Source organism: Actinomadura formosensis (genome assembly GCF_050948385.1).
Taxonomy (GTDB): domain Bacteria; phylum Actinomycetota; class Actinomycetes; order Streptosporangiales; family Streptosporangiaceae; genus Spirillospora; species Spirillospora formosensis.
Window position 1 is genome coordinate 750,432 of record NZ_CP192011.1, and the last position, 20,307, is coordinate 770,738.

21 protein-coding genes and 1 pseudogene are annotated in these 20,307 nt (G+C 70.6%); 15 read left to right on the forward strand and 7 right to left on the reverse strand.

The genetic code is table 11. The features are described 5' to 3' along the window. Positions 1–4: 4 nt before the first annotated feature. On the reverse strand, positions 5–208 hold the full coding sequence (locus tag ACQP1N_RS03500) for a hypothetical protein (RefSeq protein WP_433229073.1): 204 nt from the start codon (positions 206–208) through the stop codon (positions 5–7). Then, on the reverse strand, positions 205–426 hold the full coding sequence (locus tag ACQP1N_RS03505; protein ID WP_433229074.1) for a hypothetical protein: 222 nt from the start codon (positions 424–426) through the stop codon (positions 205–207). The genes ACQP1N_RS03500 and ACQP1N_RS03505 overlap by 4 nt, the downstream gene beginning before the upstream one ends. A gap of 213 nt (positions 427–639) precedes the next feature. On the opposite strand from ACQP1N_RS03505, the gene ACQP1N_RS03510 reads away from it, so the two are divergent. Then, complete coding sequence (locus tag ACQP1N_RS03510) at positions 640–2,016, forward strand: helix-turn-helix domain-containing protein (RefSeq protein WP_433229076.1); 1,377 nt, start codon at positions 640–642, stop codon at positions 2,014–2,016. Here the strand turns inward: ACQP1N_RS03510 and cutA are convergent. Next, positions 1,952–2,281: a divalent-cation tolerance protein CutA gene (gene cutA / locus ACQP1N_RS03515; protein WP_433229077.1), complete on the reverse strand. Its 330-nt coding sequence runs from the start codon at positions 2,279–2,281 to the stop codon at positions 1,952–1,954. The genes ACQP1N_RS03510 and cutA overlap by 65 nt on opposite strands. A 367-nt stretch (positions 2,282–2,648) precedes the next feature. Between cutA and ACQP1N_RS03520 the strand changes: the two genes are divergently transcribed. From ACQP1N_RS03520 to ACQP1N_RS03540, 5 genes are read left to right on the forward strand one after another with little or no spacing between them, the layout of a single operon-like run. Then, positions 2,649–4,238, forward strand: a complete 1,590-nt coding sequence (locus ACQP1N_RS03520) for an AMP-binding protein (RefSeq protein WP_067793153.1) — start codon at positions 2,649–2,651, stop codon at positions 4,236–4,238. After that, positions 4,235–5,467, forward strand: coding sequence for an acyl-CoA dehydrogenase family protein (locus ACQP1N_RS03525; RefSeq protein WP_067793150.1), 1,233 nt, complete (start codon positions 4,235–4,237; stop codon positions 5,465–5,467). The genes ACQP1N_RS03520 and ACQP1N_RS03525 overlap by 4 nt, the downstream gene beginning before the upstream one ends. Positions 5,468–5,505: 38 nt before the next feature. After that, the gene (locus ACQP1N_RS03530) at positions 5,506–6,264 is read left to right on the forward strand and encodes an enoyl-CoA hydratase/isomerase family protein (RefSeq protein ID WP_067793148.1); all 759 of its coding nucleotides are present in this window, start codon (positions 5,506–5,508) and stop codon (positions 6,262–6,264) included. Between the two features lie 8 nt (positions 6,265–6,272). Next, entirely contained in the window at positions 6,273–7,202 is a 930-nt protein-coding gene (locus tag ACQP1N_RS03535) for a VOC family protein (protein WP_433229078.1), read from the forward strand. After that, positions 7,199–8,278 (forward strand): acyl-CoA dehydrogenase family protein, encoded by a 1,080-nt coding sequence (locus ACQP1N_RS03540; RefSeq protein ID WP_433229079.1) that lies wholly within the window; start codon positions 7,199–7,201, stop codon positions 8,276–8,278. The genes ACQP1N_RS03535 and ACQP1N_RS03540 overlap by 4 nt, the downstream gene beginning before the upstream one ends. Before the next feature lie 986 nt (positions 8,279–9,264). Here ACQP1N_RS03540 and ACQP1N_RS03545 read toward each other — a convergent pair. After that, positions 9,265–9,744, reverse strand: coding sequence for a hypothetical protein (locus ACQP1N_RS03545; protein ID WP_067793142.1), 480 nt, complete (start codon positions 9,742–9,744; stop codon positions 9,265–9,267). Positions 9,745–9,945: 201 nt separating this feature from the next. Here ACQP1N_RS03545 and ACQP1N_RS03550 point away from each other — a divergent pair. Further along, positions 9,946–9,999: pseudogene (locus ACQP1N_RS03550) on the forward strand (hypothetical protein); the annotation flags it as partial. A gap of 1 nt (position 10,000) precedes the next feature. After that, complete coding sequence (locus ACQP1N_RS03555) at positions 10,001–10,228, forward strand: hypothetical protein (RefSeq protein ID WP_242608576.1); 228 nt, start codon at positions 10,001–10,003, stop codon at positions 10,226–10,228. Between the two features lie 49 nt (positions 10,229–10,277). Here the strand turns inward: ACQP1N_RS03555 and ACQP1N_RS03560 are convergent, their stop codons facing one another. After that, positions 10,278–11,486 (reverse strand): helix-turn-helix transcriptional regulator, encoded by a 1,209-nt coding sequence (locus tag ACQP1N_RS03560; protein ID WP_433229080.1) that lies wholly within the window; start codon positions 11,484–11,486, stop codon positions 10,278–10,280. Positions 11,487–11,690: 204 nt separating this feature from the next. Here ACQP1N_RS03560 and ACQP1N_RS03565 point away from each other — a divergent pair, with 204 nt between their 5' ends. Next, a complete protein-coding gene (locus ACQP1N_RS03565; protein ID WP_433229081.1) occupies positions 11,691–12,233 on the forward strand; it encodes a GNAT family N-acetyltransferase in 543 nt (180 codons plus the stop codon). Here ACQP1N_RS03565 and ACQP1N_RS03570 read toward each other — a convergent pair. After that, a complete protein-coding gene (locus ACQP1N_RS03570; protein ID WP_433229082.1) occupies positions 12,188–13,504 on the reverse strand; it encodes a helix-turn-helix domain-containing protein in 1,317 nt (438 codons plus the stop codon). The genes ACQP1N_RS03565 and ACQP1N_RS03570 overlap by 46 nt on opposite strands. Positions 13,505–13,814: 310 nt before the next feature. Between ACQP1N_RS03570 and ACQP1N_RS03575 the strand changes: the two genes are divergently transcribed. Next, positions 13,815–14,105, forward strand: coding sequence for a hypothetical protein (locus ACQP1N_RS03575; protein ID WP_131732313.1), 291 nt, complete (start codon positions 13,815–13,817; stop codon positions 14,103–14,105). A 1-nt stretch (position 14,106) separates the two neighbouring features. Then, positions 14,107–14,391 carry a hypothetical protein gene (locus tag ACQP1N_RS03580; RefSeq protein ID WP_067793135.1) on the forward strand — a complete coding sequence of 95 codons (285 nt, stop codon included), beginning with the start codon at positions 14,107–14,109 and terminating at the stop codon, positions 14,389–14,391. Between the two features lie 134 nt (positions 14,392–14,525). Here ACQP1N_RS03580 and ACQP1N_RS03585 read toward each other — a convergent pair whose 3' ends face one another. Next, positions 14,526–15,842: a hypothetical protein gene (locus ACQP1N_RS03585; RefSeq protein ID WP_207393920.1), complete on the reverse strand. Its 1,317-nt coding sequence runs from the start codon at positions 15,840–15,842 to the stop codon at positions 14,526–14,528. Between the two features lie 176 nt (positions 15,843–16,018). Between ACQP1N_RS03585 and ACQP1N_RS03590 the strand changes: the two genes are divergently transcribed. The 4 genes from ACQP1N_RS03590 to ACQP1N_RS03605 all read left to right on the forward strand — a co-directional run bounded on the left by ACQP1N_RS03590 (position 16,019) and on the right by ACQP1N_RS03605 (position 20,203). After that, the gene (locus ACQP1N_RS03590; RefSeq protein WP_067793132.1) at positions 16,019–17,206 is read left to right on the forward strand and encodes a sensor histidine kinase; all 1,188 of its coding nucleotides are present in this window, start codon (positions 16,019–16,021) and stop codon (positions 17,204–17,206) included. Between the two features lie 62 nt (positions 17,207–17,268). Next, positions 17,269–18,039, forward strand: a complete 771-nt coding sequence (locus ACQP1N_RS03595) for a LytR/AlgR family response regulator transcription factor (RefSeq protein WP_242608575.1) — start codon at positions 17,269–17,271, stop codon at positions 18,037–18,039. 71 nt (positions 18,040–18,110) lie between these two features. Further along, entirely contained in the window at positions 18,111–18,476 is a 366-nt protein-coding gene (locus ACQP1N_RS03600; RefSeq protein ID WP_242608574.1) for a DUF485 domain-containing protein, read from the forward strand. Continuing rightward, positions 18,473–20,203, forward strand: a complete 1,731-nt coding sequence (locus ACQP1N_RS03605) for a cation acetate symporter (protein ID WP_067793130.1) — start codon at positions 18,473–18,475, stop codon at positions 20,201–20,203. Before ACQP1N_RS03600 ends, ACQP1N_RS03605 begins: the two co-directional genes overlap by 4 nt. The last annotated feature ends 104 nt before the right edge of the window (positions 20,204–20,307 follow it).

A 20,307-nucleotide genomic window follows, 5' to 3' on the forward strand; every position in this document is an offset into this window, starting at 1 on the left:
CGGTTCATGGGGACGCGACCCGCAGGTGCCAGTCGACCATCGCCGCGAGCTGCTCCTCGCTCACCGCCTCGATCAGGCTCGGCCCCTGCCGTCCGGGCAGCACGGCCCACCAGCTCCCGGTGACCCTGCCGTGCCAATGCACGATGTGCTCCGGAATCGGCGGCGGGAGAACGACGGGCGGGATGTCCACCCTGGTATCGGCGATCACGACTCGATCTCGGCGGTGGCGTCCAGGAGCTCGCGGAGCCGCTCGGCCGACGCGGCGCGCACCCACGAGACCCCGCCGCCGCTCGGGTACCGGAACGGCATCCGCCTGGCCTCCCACGCAAGGTCCACGGCGTCGGGGACGCCGTGCTGGAACACCCAGTCGGGGAAGTCGGAGCGCAGCTTCGCCAGCGCCTTCAGGGTGGTCGATGCGCCCCCCACGGAATTCGATACCTTGCTCATAGCCGGACCTGCTTCCGGTCAGGCCCCGGAACCCCCGGCGTTCGCCCGCCGGCCGGGGCCGTCTTCGTGTCCGCGACACCTTCCGCCTCCCACTTGACCGCAACCAGCTGTAGCGTAAAAGGCACTGTCCGTTGCCCCCGGTGCGGGCAACGAGCGAACAACGGGCCAACCCGGGATGAAACGGGTGAGGTGATGACGACCTTTGGTGAGAAGCTGCGCGCCCTTATGGCCGAGCGCCAGATCAGTCAACGCAAGTTGGCGAAGCGCGTCCCATGCGACGGCGGCCACCTGTCGAAGATCGTCAACGGGCGCAAGAACCCATCCCCCGAACTCGCGCAGCGACTGGACGAACTCCTCGACGCGGACGGTGAGCTGGTCACTCTTGCCCGAGCGAGGCGTAAAGCCTCGCAAGGTATCCGGAGTGGTGGCGGCGCGAATGGAGGCGACCCGGACGATTCGACCATCGCCCCTCTCGACCTGCTGTCGCTTGCATGGACGGTCGGAAGGCTGGATCAGGGCGTGGACCGTCGCAGCGTCCTACAACTCGCCCCTGCAGTCGCTGCCGCACCCGCCTTGGGCGTGGGTGACCCGATTGAGCGAATCACCCGGGCGCTCACCCGGCCGACAAGTCTCGGCGAGGACGTGGTGACGCACCTTGAAGCGCGATGCATCGGGTTTCATCGCCTGGAGTGTGTCTTCCCGGCCAAGCGGCTCTTTCGAGCGCTGCTCGCGCATCTGAATGAGATCACTTCATTGCTGGAGGCGGGGGCGGCGGACCGGTGGCGCATGCGGCTGGCGCGGATCGCGGGGGAGAGCGCAGTCCTCGGTGCCTGGCTGGCCTGGGAACTGGGCGATGTGGCACGGTCCTCGGCGCTGTACCGAGTCGCCGAACTGGCCGCGAGGGAGAGCGGCGATCCGGTGATTCGCGCGTGCTCGGCGATCTACCAGAGTTTCGCCCTCAGCGAGGTTGTGGGACACCATGCGGCTTTCCGGACGTTGGAGGGAGCCCGCTCGCTGGTTCCCGACCACGGTGACCTGGCCACCCGCGCCTGGCTCATGGGCAGGCGGGCAGAGGAGGCCGCCGCGCTGGGCGACATCTCGGCGAGGCGCCTGATCGAGGAGGCGTCGGCCCTCATGGCGGACGCGCGGCCCCAGAGCGAACGGTCCTGGACCAGGTGCTTGGAATCTCCCCGGATGTCGCACATGCGTCTCACCATCGCGACGCGGCTTGGTGATGCACGCGGCGTGCATGCGGAACTTGACGAGTTGCTGATGCTGGCCAACGACCCAGCGCAGAAGAGGACTGGGCGGATGCTGGCCACCATCGGCCTTGCGCTGACCCGAATGGGCGACGCCGACGAAGGTGTGCGTTTCGGTGAGCGGGCGGTCGAAGCGGTCAGGGTGAGCGAAGCCGCTTACGCCACCAGTCGGCTGACCGAACTGGGTGACGCTCTCCGGGACGACGTGTCCGCGCGGTCCCGGGAGTTGAGGGCGGCCATCGGTGTCACGTGCCGGGATTTCGCGTCTCCTCGTCCATCCACTGCAGGTACGACGCCAAACCCGAGTTGATGGGCACCGAGATGATCTCGGCGACGTTGTAGCTGTGCATCCGGTGGACGTGGGTCTCCAGGTCGGCGTACCGGGCGGCCGGGGTCTTCATCAGCAGTAGGTACTCCTCATCGACCCGGACTTCGCCCTTCCAACGGTAGGTGCTCGTCATGGGGCCGATGACCTGCGCGCAGGCCGCCAGGTGGGCGTCGATCAGGGAACGTGCGATCTCCAGCCCCTTCTCGCGCGACGGGACCGCCGTTTGAACCTGCACGTACTCGCCCATGCGGCATCACCTCTTCGAACTTTCGGGTCCCTGGCGGCGGCCGGAAGCGTGGCCCGGACGCCGGTCACTCCTGGCACATCCTCCCCGACATCCATCCCAGGGGCCGATCGTCGGTACTCCGCGCCGGTGCCGGACGCCCGAAACCGGCATGTGGCCTGGGGCACAGCAATCGACATCTGTCCCAATAAACATCTCTTAGAACATCTTTATACCCTTTTCGTCACTGTTGCCGTGTCTGGTGTTTCGTGTTCCTCTATTCAAGGCATTGTCCGGGTTGCGGATCGCTCCCAGCTGATTCCGCCGTACCGCCATCTAGCCGCCCAGCCACCGACGACGCAGGCCAACGCAGCGACAGCGGAGGGTCCGGATGCGCAAGGAGACGCTGGAGAGCTTCGTCCTCGGGGACGTCCTCCGGTCACAGGCGCAGGTTCACCGAAGACAGACGTTCCTCAAGTTCCGGGACGGCGAGGTCACCTACGGCGAGGTGGACGCCGCCGCCGACCGGCTGGCCCGCGCCCTGTCCGGGGCCGGCATCGGACGCGGCGACCACGTGGGCGTGATGCTGCCCAACTGCGCCGACTTCGTCCACCTCATCTTCGCGCTGGCGCGGCTCGGCGCGGTCGCGGTGCCGATCAACATCGCGTACCGGGGCGAGTTGCTGCGGCACGTCCTCGACAGCTCCGACTCCGGCCGGCTCATCATCGACGGGCCGTACGCCGAACGGATCGTGGAGGTCGCCGGGCGGCTGCCGAGGCTCGGCGGGGTCCTGGTGCGGGACGCCGCCTCGGCCGGGGTGCTGCTCGACCGGCTCGGCAAGCCCGCCCGGGAGCTGAACACCCTGCCGGACGAGGGCGGCACCGTCGACGTCGAGGTCGGCTTCGGCGACATGCAGGCGATCATGTACACGTCCGGGACGACCGGTCCGTCCAAGGGCGCGATGGTCCCGCACGCGCTCGCGCTGACCTGCGCGTACGACTCGCTCGACTTCCTCGACCGGTGGGGCAAGACGATCTACTGCCCGCTGCCGCTGTTCCACGCGGCGGCGCTGTGGGACGGCATGCTCTCCGCCCTGCTCGGCGGCGGCTCGATCGCGATCGTCGAGCGGTTCAGCGCGTCCAGGTTCTGGGACGACGTGCGCCGCTTCGACGCGCAGGTCTGCATGAGCGTGTTCTCGATGATCCCGATCCTGCTGAACCGGCCGCCGACGTCGCGTGACCGCGACCACCGGCTGGAGACGTTCTACATGGGCAAATCGAACCTCGATGAGCCGCTCAGGGAACGGTTCGGCGTCCGGTCCGTGGAGACCTACACCAGCACCGAGGCGGGCATCGCGACCGGCAGCCCGTACGGGGAGTGGCGGGTCGGGTCGTGCGGGCAGGCGCACGACGAGCGGTTCCACGTCGCCGTCGTGGACGAGCAGGACCGCGAGGTCGGGCCGGGCGAGCCGGGCGAGCTGGTGCTGCGGCCGAAACAGCCGTTCGTCCTCACGACCGGCTACTACGGCAGCTGGGAGGCGACGACCCACTGCTTCCGGAACATGTGGTTCCACACCGGGGACCGGGTATGGCGTGACGACGACGGGTACTTCTACTTCCTCGACCGGATGAAGGACGCCATCCGCCGGCGCGGGGAGAACATCTCGGCCTTCGACCTGGAGACGGAGATCAACCGGCATCCGGCGGTGCTGGAGTGCGCCGCGATCGGCGTGCCCTCCGAGCTTGAGGACGAGGACATCAAGGTGTCGGTCGTCGTGCAACCCGACACCGGCCTGGACCCGGAGGAACTGGTGGCGTACTGCGAGGAGCGGCTGCCGCGCTCGATGGTGCCGCGCTACGTCGAGTTCGTGGACGCCCTGCCGCGCACGCCCACCGACAAGGTCGCCAAGTACCGGCTGCGGGCGCAGGGCGAGTCCGGGATCACCGAGACGACCTGGGACCGGGAGGCGAACGGCCGGTGAACTGGGACGACACGCCGGAGCAGGCCGCCTTCCGCGAGGAGGTCCGGGCCTTCGTCAAGGAGCGGTTCCCCGCGTCCTACCGTCCGGCCGCGGGCGAGGAGCAGAGCCTCGAACCCGAGGACGTCGCGGGCTACAACTGGCCCGTCGACCGGGTCGCCGACGATCCGGGGCGGCGCGAGGGCGCGCGGGCCTGGGCGGCGGCGCTGGCCGAGCGCGGCTGGATCGCGCCGCACTGGCCCGCCGAGTACGGCGGTGCCGGGCTGACGCCGCTGGAGGAGTTCGTCCTGCACGAGGAGATGATGCGGGCGCGGGTGCCGACGGTGAACGGCATCGGCGCGTTCCTCCTCGGCCCGACGCTGCTGGTGCACGGCACCGACGAGCAGAAGGCGGCCCATCTGCCGCCGATCGCGACCGGCCGGGCGACGTGGGCGCAGGGCTTCTCCGAGCCCGGGTCGGGCTCCGACCTGGCGTCGCTGCGCACGCGGGCCGTCCGGGACGGGGACGTCTACGTCGTGGACGGCCAGAAGGTGTGGACGTCCCTCGGCCAGTACGCCGACTGGCTGTTCGTCCTGGTCCGCACCGACACCGGCGCCGACCGCCCGCATCGCGGCATCACGTTCCTGCTCGTCGAGGCGGACGCGCCCGGGGTGACGATCCGTCCCATCACCGACATCCGGGGCGCGGCGCCGTTCTGCGAGATCTTCTTCGAGGGCGTCCGGGTGCCGGTGGAGAACCGGGTCGGGGAGGAGAACCGCGGCTGGTACGTGGCGATGTCCGCGCTGGGCTTCGAGCGGGCCGGGATCGGCGCCACGATCAAGTACGAGCAGGCGCTCGCCGAACTGGTGACCTATCTGCGGTCGCCGGAGGGGCGGCGGTTCGCGCGCAGCACGCCCGCGCTGCGGCGGGAGATCGCGCGCCGGCGGACGGAGATCCGCGTCCTGTACAACCTGGCCCGCTACACGGTGTCGAGGCAGGCGGCGGGGGAAGAACCCGGTTTCGAGGCGTCCGTCAACCAGTTGTTCGGCGCCGAGCTGCACCAGCGGCTCGCCCGCACCGGCGCGCGGGCGTTCGGCCGGTCCGCCGCACTCTGGGAGCGTGAAGGGGCTCCCCTGGGCGCCGCGTTCACCCACATGTGCCGGGACTCGGTGGCGTCCACGTTCCTCGGCGGCACCACCGAGATCCAGCGCAACGTCATCGCCACCCGGGGCCTGAACCTGCCCCGCGGCTGATCACTTCGCAGTTCACCCACAGGGAGGAGCGAACCCGTATGCCCGACGAGAACGCCTACGAGACCGTCGACCTGCGGATCGAGGAACGAGTCGCCTGGCTGACGCTGAACCGGCCGGAGAAGCTCAACGCGCTGACCCCGACCACGATGACGGAGCTGCGCGACATCTTCCGCCGGGTGGACGACGACGAGGACGTCTGCGTGGTGGTGCTGCGCGGCGCCGGGGAGCGCGCGTTCTGCGCCGGGATGGACCTGGCCTGGTCGGAGAAGCTGACCCCGCGCGAACGGATCGAGCAGGGCCGGCTCGGCGAGAAGACGTTCGCGATGATGGAACGGCTGTCGGTGCCGGTGATCGCGGCCGTGCACGGGTACGCGGTCGGCGGCGGCCTGGAGCTGGCGCTCGCCGCGGACTTCATCATCGCCTCCGACGACGCGAAGATGGGCCTCGTCGAGATCACCCTGTCGGCGCGTCCGCCGTACCGGCCGAAGATGACCGAGGACGGCGACCCCGACCAGCCCGAGTTCGGCGGGTCGGCGCCCGGCTGGGGCGGGGTGAAGCGGCTGCCGGAACGGATCGGCAAGGCCCGCGCCAAGGAACTGCTGTTCACCGGCGCCCGCATCGACGCCGACCGCGCCCTGCAACTCGGCCTGGTCAACGACGTGTATCCGGCGGACGAGTTCGACAAGCGGATCGGTGAGCTGGCCGCGCGGATCGCGGCGATGAACCGCTACAACCTGCGCCTGGTCAAGGAACTCGTCACCTGTGGCTACGACTGGATCGAGCCGCACCCGAGCTAGGAGGACCCGTGCAGATCTACCGCATCGATCATGTCGCGCAGGTGACCCCCGACCTCGGCGGGCAGGTCGCGCTGCTGGAGGGGCTGTTCGGGTTCCGGCGCGTCCGGAGCTGGGACGATCCGGGCGAGGGCGTGCGCGGCGCCCGGCTGGAGATCCCCGGCAGCCACGGCCAGGCATGGGAGGTGGTGGCGCCCACGGGCGACGGGCCGTTGCAGACCTTCCTGGACGAGCACGGCGGACGTCCCGGGCTGCACCACGTCGGCGCCGAGGTACCCGATCTCGAAACCGTCCGCGCGGACCTTGAGGCACGCGGCATCAAGCCGGCCGAGGGGCCGCGCGGACGCTGGCTGGAGGCGCCGCTGAGCCCGCCCGAGCACGGTCCGGGCGTGCTGTGGCGGTTCCGGGGACCGGGCAGCCTGGACATGTGCGGCGATTCGGCCGCCTCCACCGTGGAGCCGGGCGAGCCGGAGGGGCCGTCCCTCGGCATCGTGGCGCTCGACCACATCTGCCAGGCGTTCCACGACCGCGACGCGCTCGCCCGCTGGTACCACGACCTGGCCGGGTTCGTGCAGGTCTGGCGGACGCCGGACGACGAACACCCCGACATGGCGGACCTCGTGCTCAACATCCCCGGCTCCGCGATCTGCTGGGAAGTGATCATGCCGCGCGGCGAGGACTCGTTCATCGCGCGGTTCCTCGACCGGGGCGGCCCCGGCGCCCACCACGTCACGTTCGAGGTGGCCGACTGGGACCGGGCGATGGCCGCGTGCGAGCACCACGGCACGCCGACCTTCGGGGAGAACGAGGGCAGCACCGACGGCGCGGCGTGGCGGGACACGTTCATCCACCCGAAGCACACCGGCGGCGTCCTCGTCCAGCTGTTCTGGGAGGAACGGCCCGGCGTGTGGGTCCGCTCCGACAAGGTGCCGCCGCGATGAACCTGAGCCTGACCGAGGAGCAGGAGCTGATCGCCTCCACCGCCCGCGAGGTCCTCGCGGCCAGGGCGGAGACCGCCGGGGCGCAGGCGGTGGACGGCGACCCGGCGGGCTACTCCGCCGCGCTCTGGAAGGAGATGGTGGAACTCGGCTGGACGGGCCTCGCGTTCCCCGAGGAGCACGGCGGCGTGGGCGGCGACTTCCTGGACGTGTGCCTGCTGTTCGAGCAGCTCGGATACGCGCAGGTCCCGAGCCCGCTGCCGGTGTCGGTGGCCTGCTGCGGGATGCCGGTGGCCCGTTTCGGCACGTCCGGCCAGAAGCGACGGTGGCTGAACGCCATCGCGGACGGCCAGGTCGTGACGGCCGCGCCCCTTCCCTGGGATCGCCCCGGCGAGGGACCGACCGCCACGCGCGACGGCGCCGATTTCGTCCTCGACGGGACCGCCACGTTCGTCCCCTATGCCGCCTCCGCCGAGAACATCCTGGTGGTGGCCCGGCTCGACGATGCCCCACACGCCTTCTGGGTGGACGCCTCGGACGTCACGCTCCAGCCGCTGGAGACGATCGGCCCCGGCCGTCCGTGCCATGCCGAACTGGCCGGGGTCCACGTGCCGGAGGACCATGCCCTCGGACCGGCCGCCGCCGAGGCGATCTCCCTGTTCGGGGCCGCCGCGACCTGCGCGGAGATGGTGGGCGCGGCGCAACGCGTCCTCGACATGACGGTGCAGTACGCGACGGAACGCGAGCAGTTCGGCCGGGCCATCGGGTCGTTCCAGGCCGTCCAGCACCACTGCGCGAACATGGCGATCGACGTGCTCGGTTCCCGGTTCATCGCCTACGAGGCGATCTGGCTGCTGTCGGCGAACCGGGACGCCGCGCAAGAAGTGGCGATGGCCAAGGCGTGGGTGAGCGAGGCATACGAACGCGTATGTGCCCTGGGCCACCAGGTACACGGCGCGATCGGCTTCACCCAGGAGCACGACCTGCACCTGTTCTCCGAACACGCGATGACCACGTCCCTGGCCTTCGGCGACGCCGATCTACACCTCGACCACCTGGCCGCCGACCTGAACCTATAGAACACAAAGACGCCCGGCCGGACCAACCCGGCCGGGTGTTTCGGCGGGGCCCCATTGTGCCGACAATTTCCGGCAGCGCGGTCAGCCCCACTGGGACCGCCACGGAGCAGTACACAGCTAGTCCACGTGTGGGCCGGTCCCGCTGAGACCGTGGCGAATGCGTCGTCGTAGCGCGGGGTGGATCTCGTAGCCGTCGAGTTCGCCCGGCTCGACCCACCGGACCTCGTCTCGCCCCGCTTCAGTTCGCCGGTCGGGATCGTCCACAGGTCGTTGTCAGCGCGGCGCAGCAGGAGCACCCACCCGGCCCGGTAGTGGTTCAGCACCGTGGTGACCCGTCCGGCGTTGCCGCCGCCGATGGACTTCTCGGTGTCTCGCGCCGCGAACTGGGCGCCCTGTGGGGCGCCGATCAGGAGCCGCACGCGGGCGCCGGCCTCGGCGCGGGCGCGTAACAGTGGACTCCAGTCGGGATGCTACTCGCCAAGAACAGGCCCGGCATGTCCCCGACCTGTAGGGGAGGAAGGGGCAACCAGCATCGGAACTGTGATTGTTGGGCTGCGGCCCGGGAGGGGCTGGATAACAGTGAATTCAGCCAGCAAGAGCCCCCTACTCCGAGGACATTGTCCTAAGAGTAGGGGGCTCTTGCTGGAGGAGCCCATGTGGGCGCTCCTCGCATCCTCCTTCGCGACCAGTCAGTGAGACGGTCATAACTATGTCAATGTAGCGAACCGTTTCGCGGAGTAACCGATAGCACCTGACCGTTTTCGGGATCGATAACCACGTTGGTCGGTGTGCCCGAGTCCAGTAGTTTCTGTTCGGCTCTGGGCAAAGGTGGCTGCGGGTTTGATGGGGCAGGCTCCGCAGAGACCGAGCTTGCGAGTGCCAGGACGGACATACTCACAGTAGTCAGAGTGGCGGTCAGCGTCCTCATCCCTATGATCATGTGGCTGACGCTACCACGGGGGCATGACGGCTCAGACGTTTGCTCCCTAATGGATAGTGAATGATGTCCCGGTCACCAGCGCTCCGTTGAAGGTGGCATGAGTGTTCGGGGGGAGAGCCCTCTGGGAGCAGGCCTGGGTCCAGCAGGCCGATGCGGTGTACCTGCCGGTGTTGTAGCCCGATCGGTAGGGCCAGGAGCCTCGGTAAGTCCCCGCCGACCCGTAGAACCCCTGGTGCGCGTAGGGCGTTCTGCCCGACAGGTAGCAGCCGTCCCCAGAGTTGCAGTAGTTGTGGTTACCGATCGCCGAGTGAATATCGGCCTGTGGGGTAACCGACAGGAGCGCGCCGTTGGTGGGGTTGATCACCACATCGATTGGCTTTCCGGATGTGAGCAGCTTCTGCTCAGCGCTGCTGAGCGAGTCGGCGGAGTTGGCGGGCGAGGTAGCGATGGCCTGCCCGGTGAGCGTGAAGGTGGTGAGGCCAGCGGCGAGCGAAGCCAGGGCGGCGGCGCGATAGTTGATCCTCATGGCTAAATAATTACCCAATATGAATGCTTTGTCAAATCAAATGTCAAATGTCATTAAAGTAATTGATTTGTCAACTAATGTCGTGTGATGAAGTTTTGTGTGGTGTGGGGTGGTGGGTTCGAGAATTTCGTTGGCGGTCTTGGTCCAGGAGAACGGTTTGAGTGGTCGTTGTAGGCGTCGGTGTAGCGGCGGATGACGTCGATGAGTTCGGTGACCGAGGTGAAGGTGATCGACCTGGCCGTGCGGCCCTCACACCGTGGCAGAGGACTTGCACACCGCCTCCTGGACGGAACTGCTCACGGGACGACAGGAAGAGCGGGCCGCGCTCGCCACAGCACCGAACGAGCGTGAAATCCAGGCAATGTACCGGCGGTGGGGCTGGCAGCACGCCTGCCGCACACCCGGCGGCGAGGGCGAGACCGAGCCGTGGTTCGACCTCTACGTGATCGCCCTGCGTGGCCCGGAGGCCAGCAGCTCCCGATAGCCGGCGACGACCGGCTCATCACGGCTGTGTCGGCTGCTTCGCGGATGGTCTATCCGATGCCTGGACCGTGGCTCTGCCGCGAGGGGGCACATAGCGCAAGGTACGCCTCGTGCAGCTCGGCGGCCTCCGGCACGCCCCGCGCCTCTACGGCCGTGATCACCTGTGTCACCCGCCAGTGGTTCGAGGGCACCAGCCGGCCGCTCTCCACCGCCTCCAACGCGGTGTGCGCCGCCTGCGCGGGCTGATCACCCGCGAGCAGGGCGAGCGCCAAGTCGAGCCGCGCGGACGCCGCCCGCCGGGGCCGCGCCGGGCCGCCGGACGGCCGCTCCAACCGCGCCAGGACTCCCCGTGCGTACGATTCGGCCGCCGGGTCCCCGACCCATGCGAGCGTGGTCGCCGTGTACGCCTCGCGCTTGGTCGGGTCGTACCGATAGTGATGCTCGGGCCGGTCGGGCTGCGCGAGGGGCTCCACGAGCCGGTCCACGCGCGCCAGGGCGTCGCGCGTCTCCGGGCCGGCGCCAAGGCGGGCCCACGCGCGGCCTTCCTGTGCTGTCGCCTGGATGAACGCCGACGACGTGCGGGGCGCGACCTCCTGCGCGCCCCGCGCCAGCCGGATCGCCTCCCGGCAGTTCCCGTCCGTGAGCTGCTGCCACGCGCGGGTCTCCAGCGCCCACGCGAGGATTTCGGGGTGGTCGGCGTGCTCGGCGAGCTGCGCGGCGGTGCGCAGCCGCGCGGCGGCGATGAGGTCTTCGCCCAGGTCGATGTCGCAGGTCGCGGCGGGCAGTGACAGCCAGCCGCCGATCACGGTCAGGCGGTGGCGCTCGGCCAGTGTCATGCGTACGTCCATGAGCGTGGACACGTAGCCGAGGTGCCGCCGGATCCGGAGCAGCAGGCCGGACGGCGAGGTCAGTGCATACGCGGACGCCAGTTCGTCCACGGCCGCCTCCAGTGCCACGAGCGTGCCGTCCCCGACCTCGCTGGCGGCGACGCGGCGCGCCAGTTCCAGCGCCTCGATCTCCTCCTCGATCCCGCCCCTGGGCGCGGACGGCGGCGGCGCGGCGGGACGCAGCGCGGCGAGTTCACCGCCGGCGTCGAGTAACTCGTCCAGCCGCGCGGCCAACTCGGGGGAGGGGCGTCTGCGGTCGTTGGCGATGCGTGACAGGAACCCGTCATCACAGGGGACGAGCCGCGCGAGCTTGCGCTGACTGATCTCGTGCTCCGCTATGAGCTGACGGAGCCTCTCGCCGAAGGTGGTCATCGCCTCGCCCGTTTCGCCCCGGGTTGACCCGCTGCCTGACACCGCCCGCCGGGTGGGCAGCACGCAGTGACTTCCACGCTAACCCCGAAAGCGGTCAGGTGGAGTGCGAAAGGCATCGCCGGACGCGAAGACGGCCCCGGCCTTCGGCAACACCGACCTGCACCTTGACCGTCTGGCCGATAACTATGTGATCTGATGGGCCCGATGGACATCGAGCACCTCGACAGCGAGGCCGTCCGGCACCGGCTCGGCGAGTTCGAGGTGGTGTACGCCGAGGCGTTTCCCCGCTACGACCTCGGTGACTACCGAGCCCGGATGCGGCGCCTGCTCGCCCGGCCCGGATTCGAGGCCGTGACGGTGCGGCACGACGGCGCGCTGAGAGGATTCGTCTACGGGGCGCCGCTGTCCGCCGGATCGTTCTGGTGGGACGGCCTGGCCCCCGCCCCGACTCCCGGATTCACCGCCGAGACGGGGCGGCGGACGTTCGCCGTGATCGATTTGGCTGTGCGGCCCTCACATCGTGGCAGAGGACTTGCACACCGCCTCTTGGACGAACTGCTCGCGGGACGGCAGGAGGAGCGGGCCACCCTCGCCACGGCACCGGACGAGCGTGAGATCCAGGCGATGTACCGGCGGTGGGGGTGGCGGCACGCCGGCCGCACACCCGGCGGCGAGGGCGAGACCGAGCCGTGGTTCGACCTCTACGTGATCGCCCTGCGCGGCCCGGAGGCCAGCAGCTCCCGATAGCCGGCGACGACCGGCTCATCGCGGCTGTGCGCCGGGACGGCCTCGGCGACCTGGCGGGCCAGGCTCGTCACCATCACCGTCCGGTGCTCGTCGGGCTGAGCCTCGTAGACGGCATGGGCGTGCCGTACGCCCTCGCTGGTGTCACCGGCCCGCACATGCCCGGCCGCGCGCAGCAGGTCCAGTTGGACGCGCACGCGCGGGTCGTCGGAGGGCAGGACCGCCACGGCGCGGGCCGCGGCGGCGTCGAGGCGGTCATGGTCTCCGGTGTGCGCGTATACCCACGCCTCCGTGTACCGCAAGCGGTCCTCGGCCCAACCGGCGACCGACCGCACCTCGCCGGTCACCGACATGGGGAGACGGCCGAAGATCTCTTCGCACGCCTGCAGTTCGGCGGTCGCCTCCGCCTCCGCGCCTTCCAGCGCGAGCAACTGTGCGCGGACGGTCCGCACATGTAGCAGCCCACGGCACGAGATGCCGGGTGCTCGGTCGGCCATCCGGTCCGCCTTGCACAGCAGGATCGCCGGTGGACGGTTCTCGTAGAGGCCGTACACGAGCCGCTCACCGGCGATCCACAGACCCAGATCCAGGTCACCTGAGGCGTCGGCGGCGTGCTGCGCGGTGGCCCACCAGGCGCGTGCCATGCGCGGCTGCCCCATGTTGCACAGCGTCTTGGCCATGAGCGCCGCCAAGCCGCCGGTCACTCGGTACCACGAGGGCGCAAGCCTGCCCTGAGCGCGGCGGCCGGCGATCCGCTGGACCGTGACCAGATCGGAAGCCAGGTCCCTGAGCAGCAGTCGCGGAGGCAGGAGCAGGTAGGTGTAGCCGTACTCGGCTACCGTTTCCTCCCACTCGCCGAGGTGGGATGACTCGTCCCGTCCGATGGCCCGGTCGACTCCGTCGCGGATGCACTCGATCGCTTCGACGGCGGGGGACGATGCGGCACCGAGCGTGGTCAGTGCCTGCAGTAACCGGCGTCGCTGCATCTCATCGTCCTCGTCCAGGTCGTCGGCGTGAACCGCTCCGGAATTCACGCTACCGACCTGAACTGCGTCTTCTGGCGTTGTTCGGGTGAGGGCAACGAGCTCCCCGGCGGCGCTGAGGATCTCGTCGAGGCGGGCGGCCAACTGATCCGAAGGACCCTTGTGGCCGTGGCATAACTTGGACACGTGCCCGGCGTCGCAGGGCACCTGCCTGGCCAGGGCGCGGACGCCGATCCCCCGGTCGGCCATGAGCCGGCGGAGCGCCTCCCCGAACGTCTCGCTGAAGGTCATCGTTTCCCACCGTTGCGCCCCGGTGCGGACTACTGCCAGTCGTTGGCCGGGCAGCTCGGCCAACGGACAACGGCTTCCACGCTAACCCCGAAAGCGGTCAGGTGGAGTGCGAAAGGCGTCGCAAGACGCGAAGACGGCCCCGGCCGGCGGGCGAACGCCGGTTGCTCCGGGGCCTTGGCCCGATGGAGGTCGGACCCGTGCACGATGTTAAGGGCGGCTCACGCTCCGCCGCGAATCCACCTGTGATGGGCGAAACGGACATCAGCGAGCCGGCCGCCGAGCGCGTGCTGTGCGGGCCGGGGGTGTCGTGATGCGGGGCTGCGTGTCCTACTGGCACGGTCAGGCCACCGGCAGTTGGTGGGCGCTCACGCGTGACACAGCGGGACGCTACCGCCTGCTGGAGGTGGCCGATCAAGCCGCTCTCGGCCGCGCGCTGAACGAGCCAGCCACGCCCGCGCCGCCCCCCGTCGTCACGCCCATGCGCCAAGTCGCGCCGATCGTTCCGACGCCCGCCGAACCGGACCGCCGCTACCACGCGCGACACGCCACCGGGTACGGGTGGCGGCACACGCTGGGCGGACTGATCGCCCCGGGAGCCTGAGATGCGGGACATCTTCGGCCCCGCCGAGAAGCTGCACGCGGCCGTGCGCCGCCGCGCCCCGCAGGTCGCCGCCGCGATCGAGCTGGACGAGAAGGAGGGGCTGCGCCGGGTCCGCGTCACTTACCGCAACGCCGGGCCCTACCTCGTCGGCTGGGACGGCACCGCCTACGAGTGGCGATCGGGGCCGGCCTCGGGGTTGCCACTGCCCCCTGACCCCGAGCGGGCCGCCGACTCGATCGCGGCGGCGCTCGGCGCGCTCGTGCGCCGGGAGCCGTCCGGACCCTAGAACCGGGGCGGCGCCGCCGGTCGATCCCGCCCCCGGTCCCGGCCGCGCCGCCCCCTCCATATTGACCCGGGTGGCTGGGGTTGGTGAGACGCGAAGACGCCCGGCCGGGGAGGCCGGCCGGGCGTCTCAAGGGGTTACTGGGGGTAGACCGAGTACACCATTCGCTTGTTGGGGTGTTCGCCTACGGTCCAGATGGTGCCGAGCGTCGGGTTGGCGGGGTCGGAGCCGCCCTGCCAGTGCGACAGGTCCTCGGGGCCGATTCCCAGGTCCTGCTGCTTCGCCACCGTGAGGGTTGTGGTGGACGACGTCACCGGGTCGGTCGTGTAGAGGGTCCCGGCGCCTGTCTCACCGTGGCTGCGGCTGAGGTACCAGCGGCCGTTGAACCGCATCGCGCCCTGGACGTTGCTGACCGGCAGCTTGTACGCCGCGTCGGCGTTCCACCGGTACGCGGTGTTCATGACGAGGTTGCCGCTGGCGTCGAACGCGTCGGAGATCCGCCAGGCGGCGACCCGCCCGTTGGTCGCCTCGGTACTGGCGCAGTACTCGCCCGAGACGAGGTGGTCGGTTCCGCTGCGGTCCAGTGCGACGTAGGAGAAGTTCGGTGACCCGTCCGATGTGGTGCAGGTGGTGCCGGTCGGGGCCGTCGCTGTCCAGGAGCCGACCTGCGGCATGATGTAGCGGTAGCCGTAGCCGTAGTACGTGCTGCCGTGGAGCCCGACCAGGGTCGGGCTGCTCGTCGTCCCGTTGGTGGACGCGCCCAGGTCGTAGATGCGGCGCATGTCGAACATCCGGAACCCGCGTGCCGTGTCCGCGACGAACAGGTAGTTGCCGTACCAGAGGATGCCGCCGCCGTGCAGGGCCTTGTTGTAGTCGGGGTCGGCCGGATCCTCGGACACCCGGATCGTGTCGTAGTCGCCGTTGGCCCGCGGATACACCAGCAGGACGTGCCGGTACCTGCCGGTGTAGGGGTCCATGAAGCTGATACGGATGCCCTTGACCATGCCGTCGGCGTTGTCGTTGTGGTCGTACCAGCTGGCCAGGACGGGCTGGTAGCCGTTGCCCCACACCCGGTCGGCCTGCATGTCGGCGACCGTGGTGACGCCTTGCGGATACCACTCGGTGGTGCCGTTGTCGCCGTTGGTGAAGCAGACGCTCCGTTCGACGGCGACGGTGCTTCCGGACGCCACGGCGGCGGAGTTGCAGGCGTTGTTGATCGCGACCGGCGTCGCTTCGCTCAGCCGGTTCAGGTCGTTCATGATGGTGGTGACGGTCCCCTTCACCAGCGGAAGGGCGTCGGCGCGGGTCTGCAGATCGGTGCCGTAGGCGTTCGGGCGGAGCTCGAAGTTGGACAGGGTCAGCTCGCTCGCGGAGGCCGGGGCCTGCAGTGCGGCGGCTAACGGGAAGGCCAGGAACAGGGCGGCGAGGGAAGCCAGACTTCGACGGCGACGCATGCGCACTCCTCACGGCCGGCCCCGTCCGTGAGTTCCCGGGGGAGCGGCGGGCTCCGGCCAAGATCGTGAATGTCGGCTTGATCAAGATGACACGAATCCCGCGATTGCGCCATACCGAGTATGTAGCAACGTGATCAACTTCACAGAGCATGTCGAAAGCGGCATAAATTTGCGGGATGGACGTGATCGTCGCCGTTGTCGCGGCGCTGCTGGTGACGTGGGTTCCGGCGCTGCTGTGGTGGCGGCGGCAGGGCCGGGGCGGCGGTGACCTCGGCGGGCCCGCGCGGCGGGCGACGTTCGAGATGCTGCACACCGCGTCCCGGGCCGCGCCCGCCTTCCGCGCCGGGCTGACCGAGCAGGGCGCGCAGAAGGCCGCGCGGCATCTGCGGGCGCTGCTGGACTGCCCGGCGCTCGCGATCACCGACGGGGAGCGGCTGCTGGCCTGGGACGGCGAGCACGGGCACCACGCGGCGGAGGGGCTCGCGCACGCGGAGGTCACGCTCGGGAACGGGCGCACCCAGGTGCACGACGTCGCCTGCGAGCGGATCGACTGCCCGATCCGGCGGGTCGTGGTCGTCCCGCTCGCCACCGGCGACCGGGTCATCGGGACGCTCGCCGCCTACGGGGAGGAGGTCCCGGCGGGGCTGATCCGCGCGGCGGAGGAGGTCGCGCAGTGGGTGGACGCCCAGCTGGAACTCGCCGAACTCGACCACTCGCGGGCGCTGCTGATGGAGGCGGAGATGCGGGCGCTGCGGGCGCAGATCTCGCCGCACTTCATCTACAACTCGCTGACCACGATCGCCTCGTTCGTCCGGTCCGATCCGGAGCGGGCGCGGGAACTGCTGCTGGAGTTCGCCGGGTTCACCCGGTACTCGTTCCGGCGGCACGGCGACTTCACGACGCTCGCCGAGGAACTGCGGTCCATCGACCGGTATCTGCTGCTGCAGCGGGCCCGGTTCGGCGAGGAACTGCGGGTGACGCTGCGGATCGCGCCCGAAGTGCTGCCCGTGGCCGTCCCGTTCCTGTGCCTGCAGCCGCTCGTGGAGAACGCCGTCCGGCACGGGTTGCAGGACAGGTCCGAGCCCGGCCTGATCACGATCGTGGCCGAGGACGCCGGGTCCGACTGCGTGATCAGCGTGGAGGACGACGGGATCGGCATGGATCCCGACGAGGTCAGGCGCCTGCTCGCGGGGGAGCGGCGCACGCCGGCCGACGAGCCCGGAATCGGGCTGGTCAACGTGGACGACCGGCTCCGCCAGGTGTACGGGGACGAGTACGGGCTCGCCGTCGAGACCGGTCCCGGCGCCGGGACGAAGGTGATCGTGCGCGTCCCGAAGTACCGGCCGGGCGTCACGGCCTCCTGACCTCTTGACTCTCGCGCATACGTTGACTGGAATGTGGCGGACGAAACGGGGGGAAGGGAACGGTGGAGGTGGGCCTGCGGGTCCTTGCGGTGGACGACGAGGCGCCCGCGCTGGACGACCTCGTCCATCTGCTGCGCGCCGACCCCCGGATCGGGGAGATCCACACCGCCCGGGACGGCGCCGCCGCGCTGCGCAGACTCGACCGCGCCCTCGCCGACGGACGTCCCATCGCCGCAGTCTTCCTCGACATCCGGATGCCCGGCCTGGACGGCACCGTGCTCGGCCGGGTCCTCGCCCAGTTCGCCCGCCCGCCGCAGATCGTCTACGTCACCGCGTACGAGGAGCACGCCGTCGACGCGTTCGAGATCAAGGCGACCGACTACATCCTCAAACCGGTGCGGCCGGAGCGGCTCAGCCTGGCGATCACGCGGGTGACCGAGGCCGCCGAGGAGGCCGGCTGGGCCGACGCGGCCGCGGAGCCCGCCCCGTCCGAGCCGGAGCCGATGCCCGTCGAACTGGGCGGAGTGACCCGGTTCGTCACCCCCGCCGAGGTGCTGTACGTGGAGGCGCAGGGCGACTACGCGCGGCTGCACACCTCCGGCGGCAGCCATCTGGTGCGCATCCCGCTGAACGCGCTGAGCGAGCGTTGGAGCGGTGCGGGCTTCGTCCGGGTGCACCGCAGCCACCTGGTCGCGCTGTCGGCGATCAAGGAACTGCGGCTCGACTCGGGACGCTGCACCATCCTGGTCGGCGAGGTGGAACTGCCGGTGAGCCGCCGGCACGTCCGGGAACTGCGCGACCTGCTGGTGCGCCGGGCGAGGAGAGCGCACTGAGCCCCCGCGCCCCCGCCGGGCGGCCGGACGGGGAGGAGCGGGGGCCGGGGATCGCGCCCGGCCGGACGCTGGTGACCGGGCCGCGGGCCCGGACCGTCCGGCGGCCCCGCTACCCGGTGACCCGGGAGATCGACGAGCAGACCGGGCTCGGCGAGGCGTACATGCGCTCGCTGCTGCGCGCCCAGACGCGGCTCGCGGCCCGGCTGTGCCTGGTGCTCGCCGTCGTGGTGATCGGGCTGCCGCTGCTGTTCGCGCTGGTCCCCGAGGTGCGCGAGCGGGAGGTGCTGGGCCTGCCGCTGCCGTGGCTGCTGCTCGGCGGGCTGATCTACCCGTGGTTCGTGGCCTGCGGCTGGTGGTACGTCCGGCGGGCCGAGCGCAACGAGGACGACTTCGCCGACCTCGTCGACCGCGCGTACGGGGGCGAGGACCGGCCATGAGCGCCGCGTACGGGCTCGCCGGGGTCCTGCTGGTCGTCGTCGCGACCGTGCTCATCGGCGTGCTCGGGGTGCGCATCTCCCGGACGACGTCCGACTTCTACGTCGCGTCGCGGACGGTGACGCCGCTGCGGAACGCGTCCGCGATCGGCGGGGAGTACCTGTCGGCGGCGTCCTTCCTCGGCATCGCGGGCCTGATCCTGGCGTACGGCGCCGACATGCTGTGGCTTCCGGTCGGCTGGACGGGCGGATATCTCGTCCTGCTCGTCCTGGTCTCGGCGCCGCTGCGCCGGTCGGGCGCCTACACGCTGCCGGACTTCGCCGAGGCGCGGCTGGAGTCCATGGCCGTGCGGCGCGTCGCCAGCGCCCTCGTCGTGCTGATCAGCTGGCTCTACCTGCTGCCCCAGTTCCAGAGCGCCGGGCTCGTGCTGCGCACGGTGACGGGCACGCCGGTCTGGGCGGGCGGCGTGCTCATCGCGGTCGTCGTGGCCGTGAACGTGCTGGTCGGCGGGATGCGCAGCGTCACCCTCGTCCAGGCGTTCCAGTACTGGATGAAGCTGACCGCGCTGGCCGTCCCGCTGGTCTTCCTGCTGCTGGCGTGGCGGCACGACGGCGCGCCCGGCCTGTCGTCGGACGCCCCGCCCCGGTTTCCGGACCGGACGACCGTCTCCGTCGGCGTCGCCGTCACGGTGGACGTCACCGAGGCCGTCCCGGTCACCGTGACCGGGGGGATCGACGGGCACCACTACCCGGGTGCCCCGCTGACCCTCAACCCCGGGCCGCACCGCATCGACCAGGACACCTCCATCACCTTCCCCGCCGGCGCCGACGTCCCGCACGTCGCCGGACGGCCCGTCACCACCGACCGGGAATGGGCGATGCCGCTCGACGGGCGCGAACACTCGCTGTACGCGACGTACTCGCTGATCCTCGCCACGTTCCTCGGCACGATGGGGCTCCCGCACGTCCTGGTCCGCTTCTACACCAACCCCGACGGGCGGGCCGCGCGCCGCACGACCGTGATGGTGCTGTCGCTGCTCGGCGCGTTCTACCTGCTCCCCGCGCTGTACGGGGTGCTCGGCCGGATCTACACGCCCGAACTGCTGATGACCGGACGGGCCGACGCCGTCGTCCTCACCCTGCCCGGACGGCTCATCGGGGGGCTCGGCGGCGACCTCCTCGGCGCGCTGGTGACGGGCGGCGCGGTGGCGGCGTTCCTGTCGACCTCGTCCGGGATCACCGTGTCCGTCGCCGGGGTGCTGGCGCAGGACATCCTGCGCGGCGGGGTCCGCTCGTTCCGCGTGGGAACGCTGATCGCCCTGGTGGTGCCGCTGGCCCTGGCGATCGCGGCCCGGTCCCTCGCCGTCGCGGACGTGGTGGGGCTCGCGTTCGCCGTCGCCGCGTCCACGTTCTGCCCGCTGCTCGTCCTCGGCGTCTGGTGGCGGCGGCTCACCGTGCCGGGCGCGCTCGCCGGCCTGGCCACCGGCGGCGCGCTCGCCGGCACCGCCGTGGTCGTGACGATCGCCGCCGGGCCGCCGTCCGGGCTCGCCGGCGCGCTGCTGGCCCAGCCCGCCGCGTGGACGGTCCCCATCGCGTTCACCGTCATGATCGCCGTGTCGCTGTGCACGCAGCGGCGGGTCCCGCCGGGCGTCGCCCGCATGATGGTGCGCCTGCACACTCCGGAGTCGCTCAACGTCGATCGCGGTACCTGGCGGCCCCGCCGGGTCTGACCGTTCATCGCGCAAAAGCGACCGCTTATCGACGGGTGGAGCGGTCCGGCGACGGTGGACGGCGGCTGACCGCAGCCTTGCCGCCGCCCCCTCGTCCCTCCCGA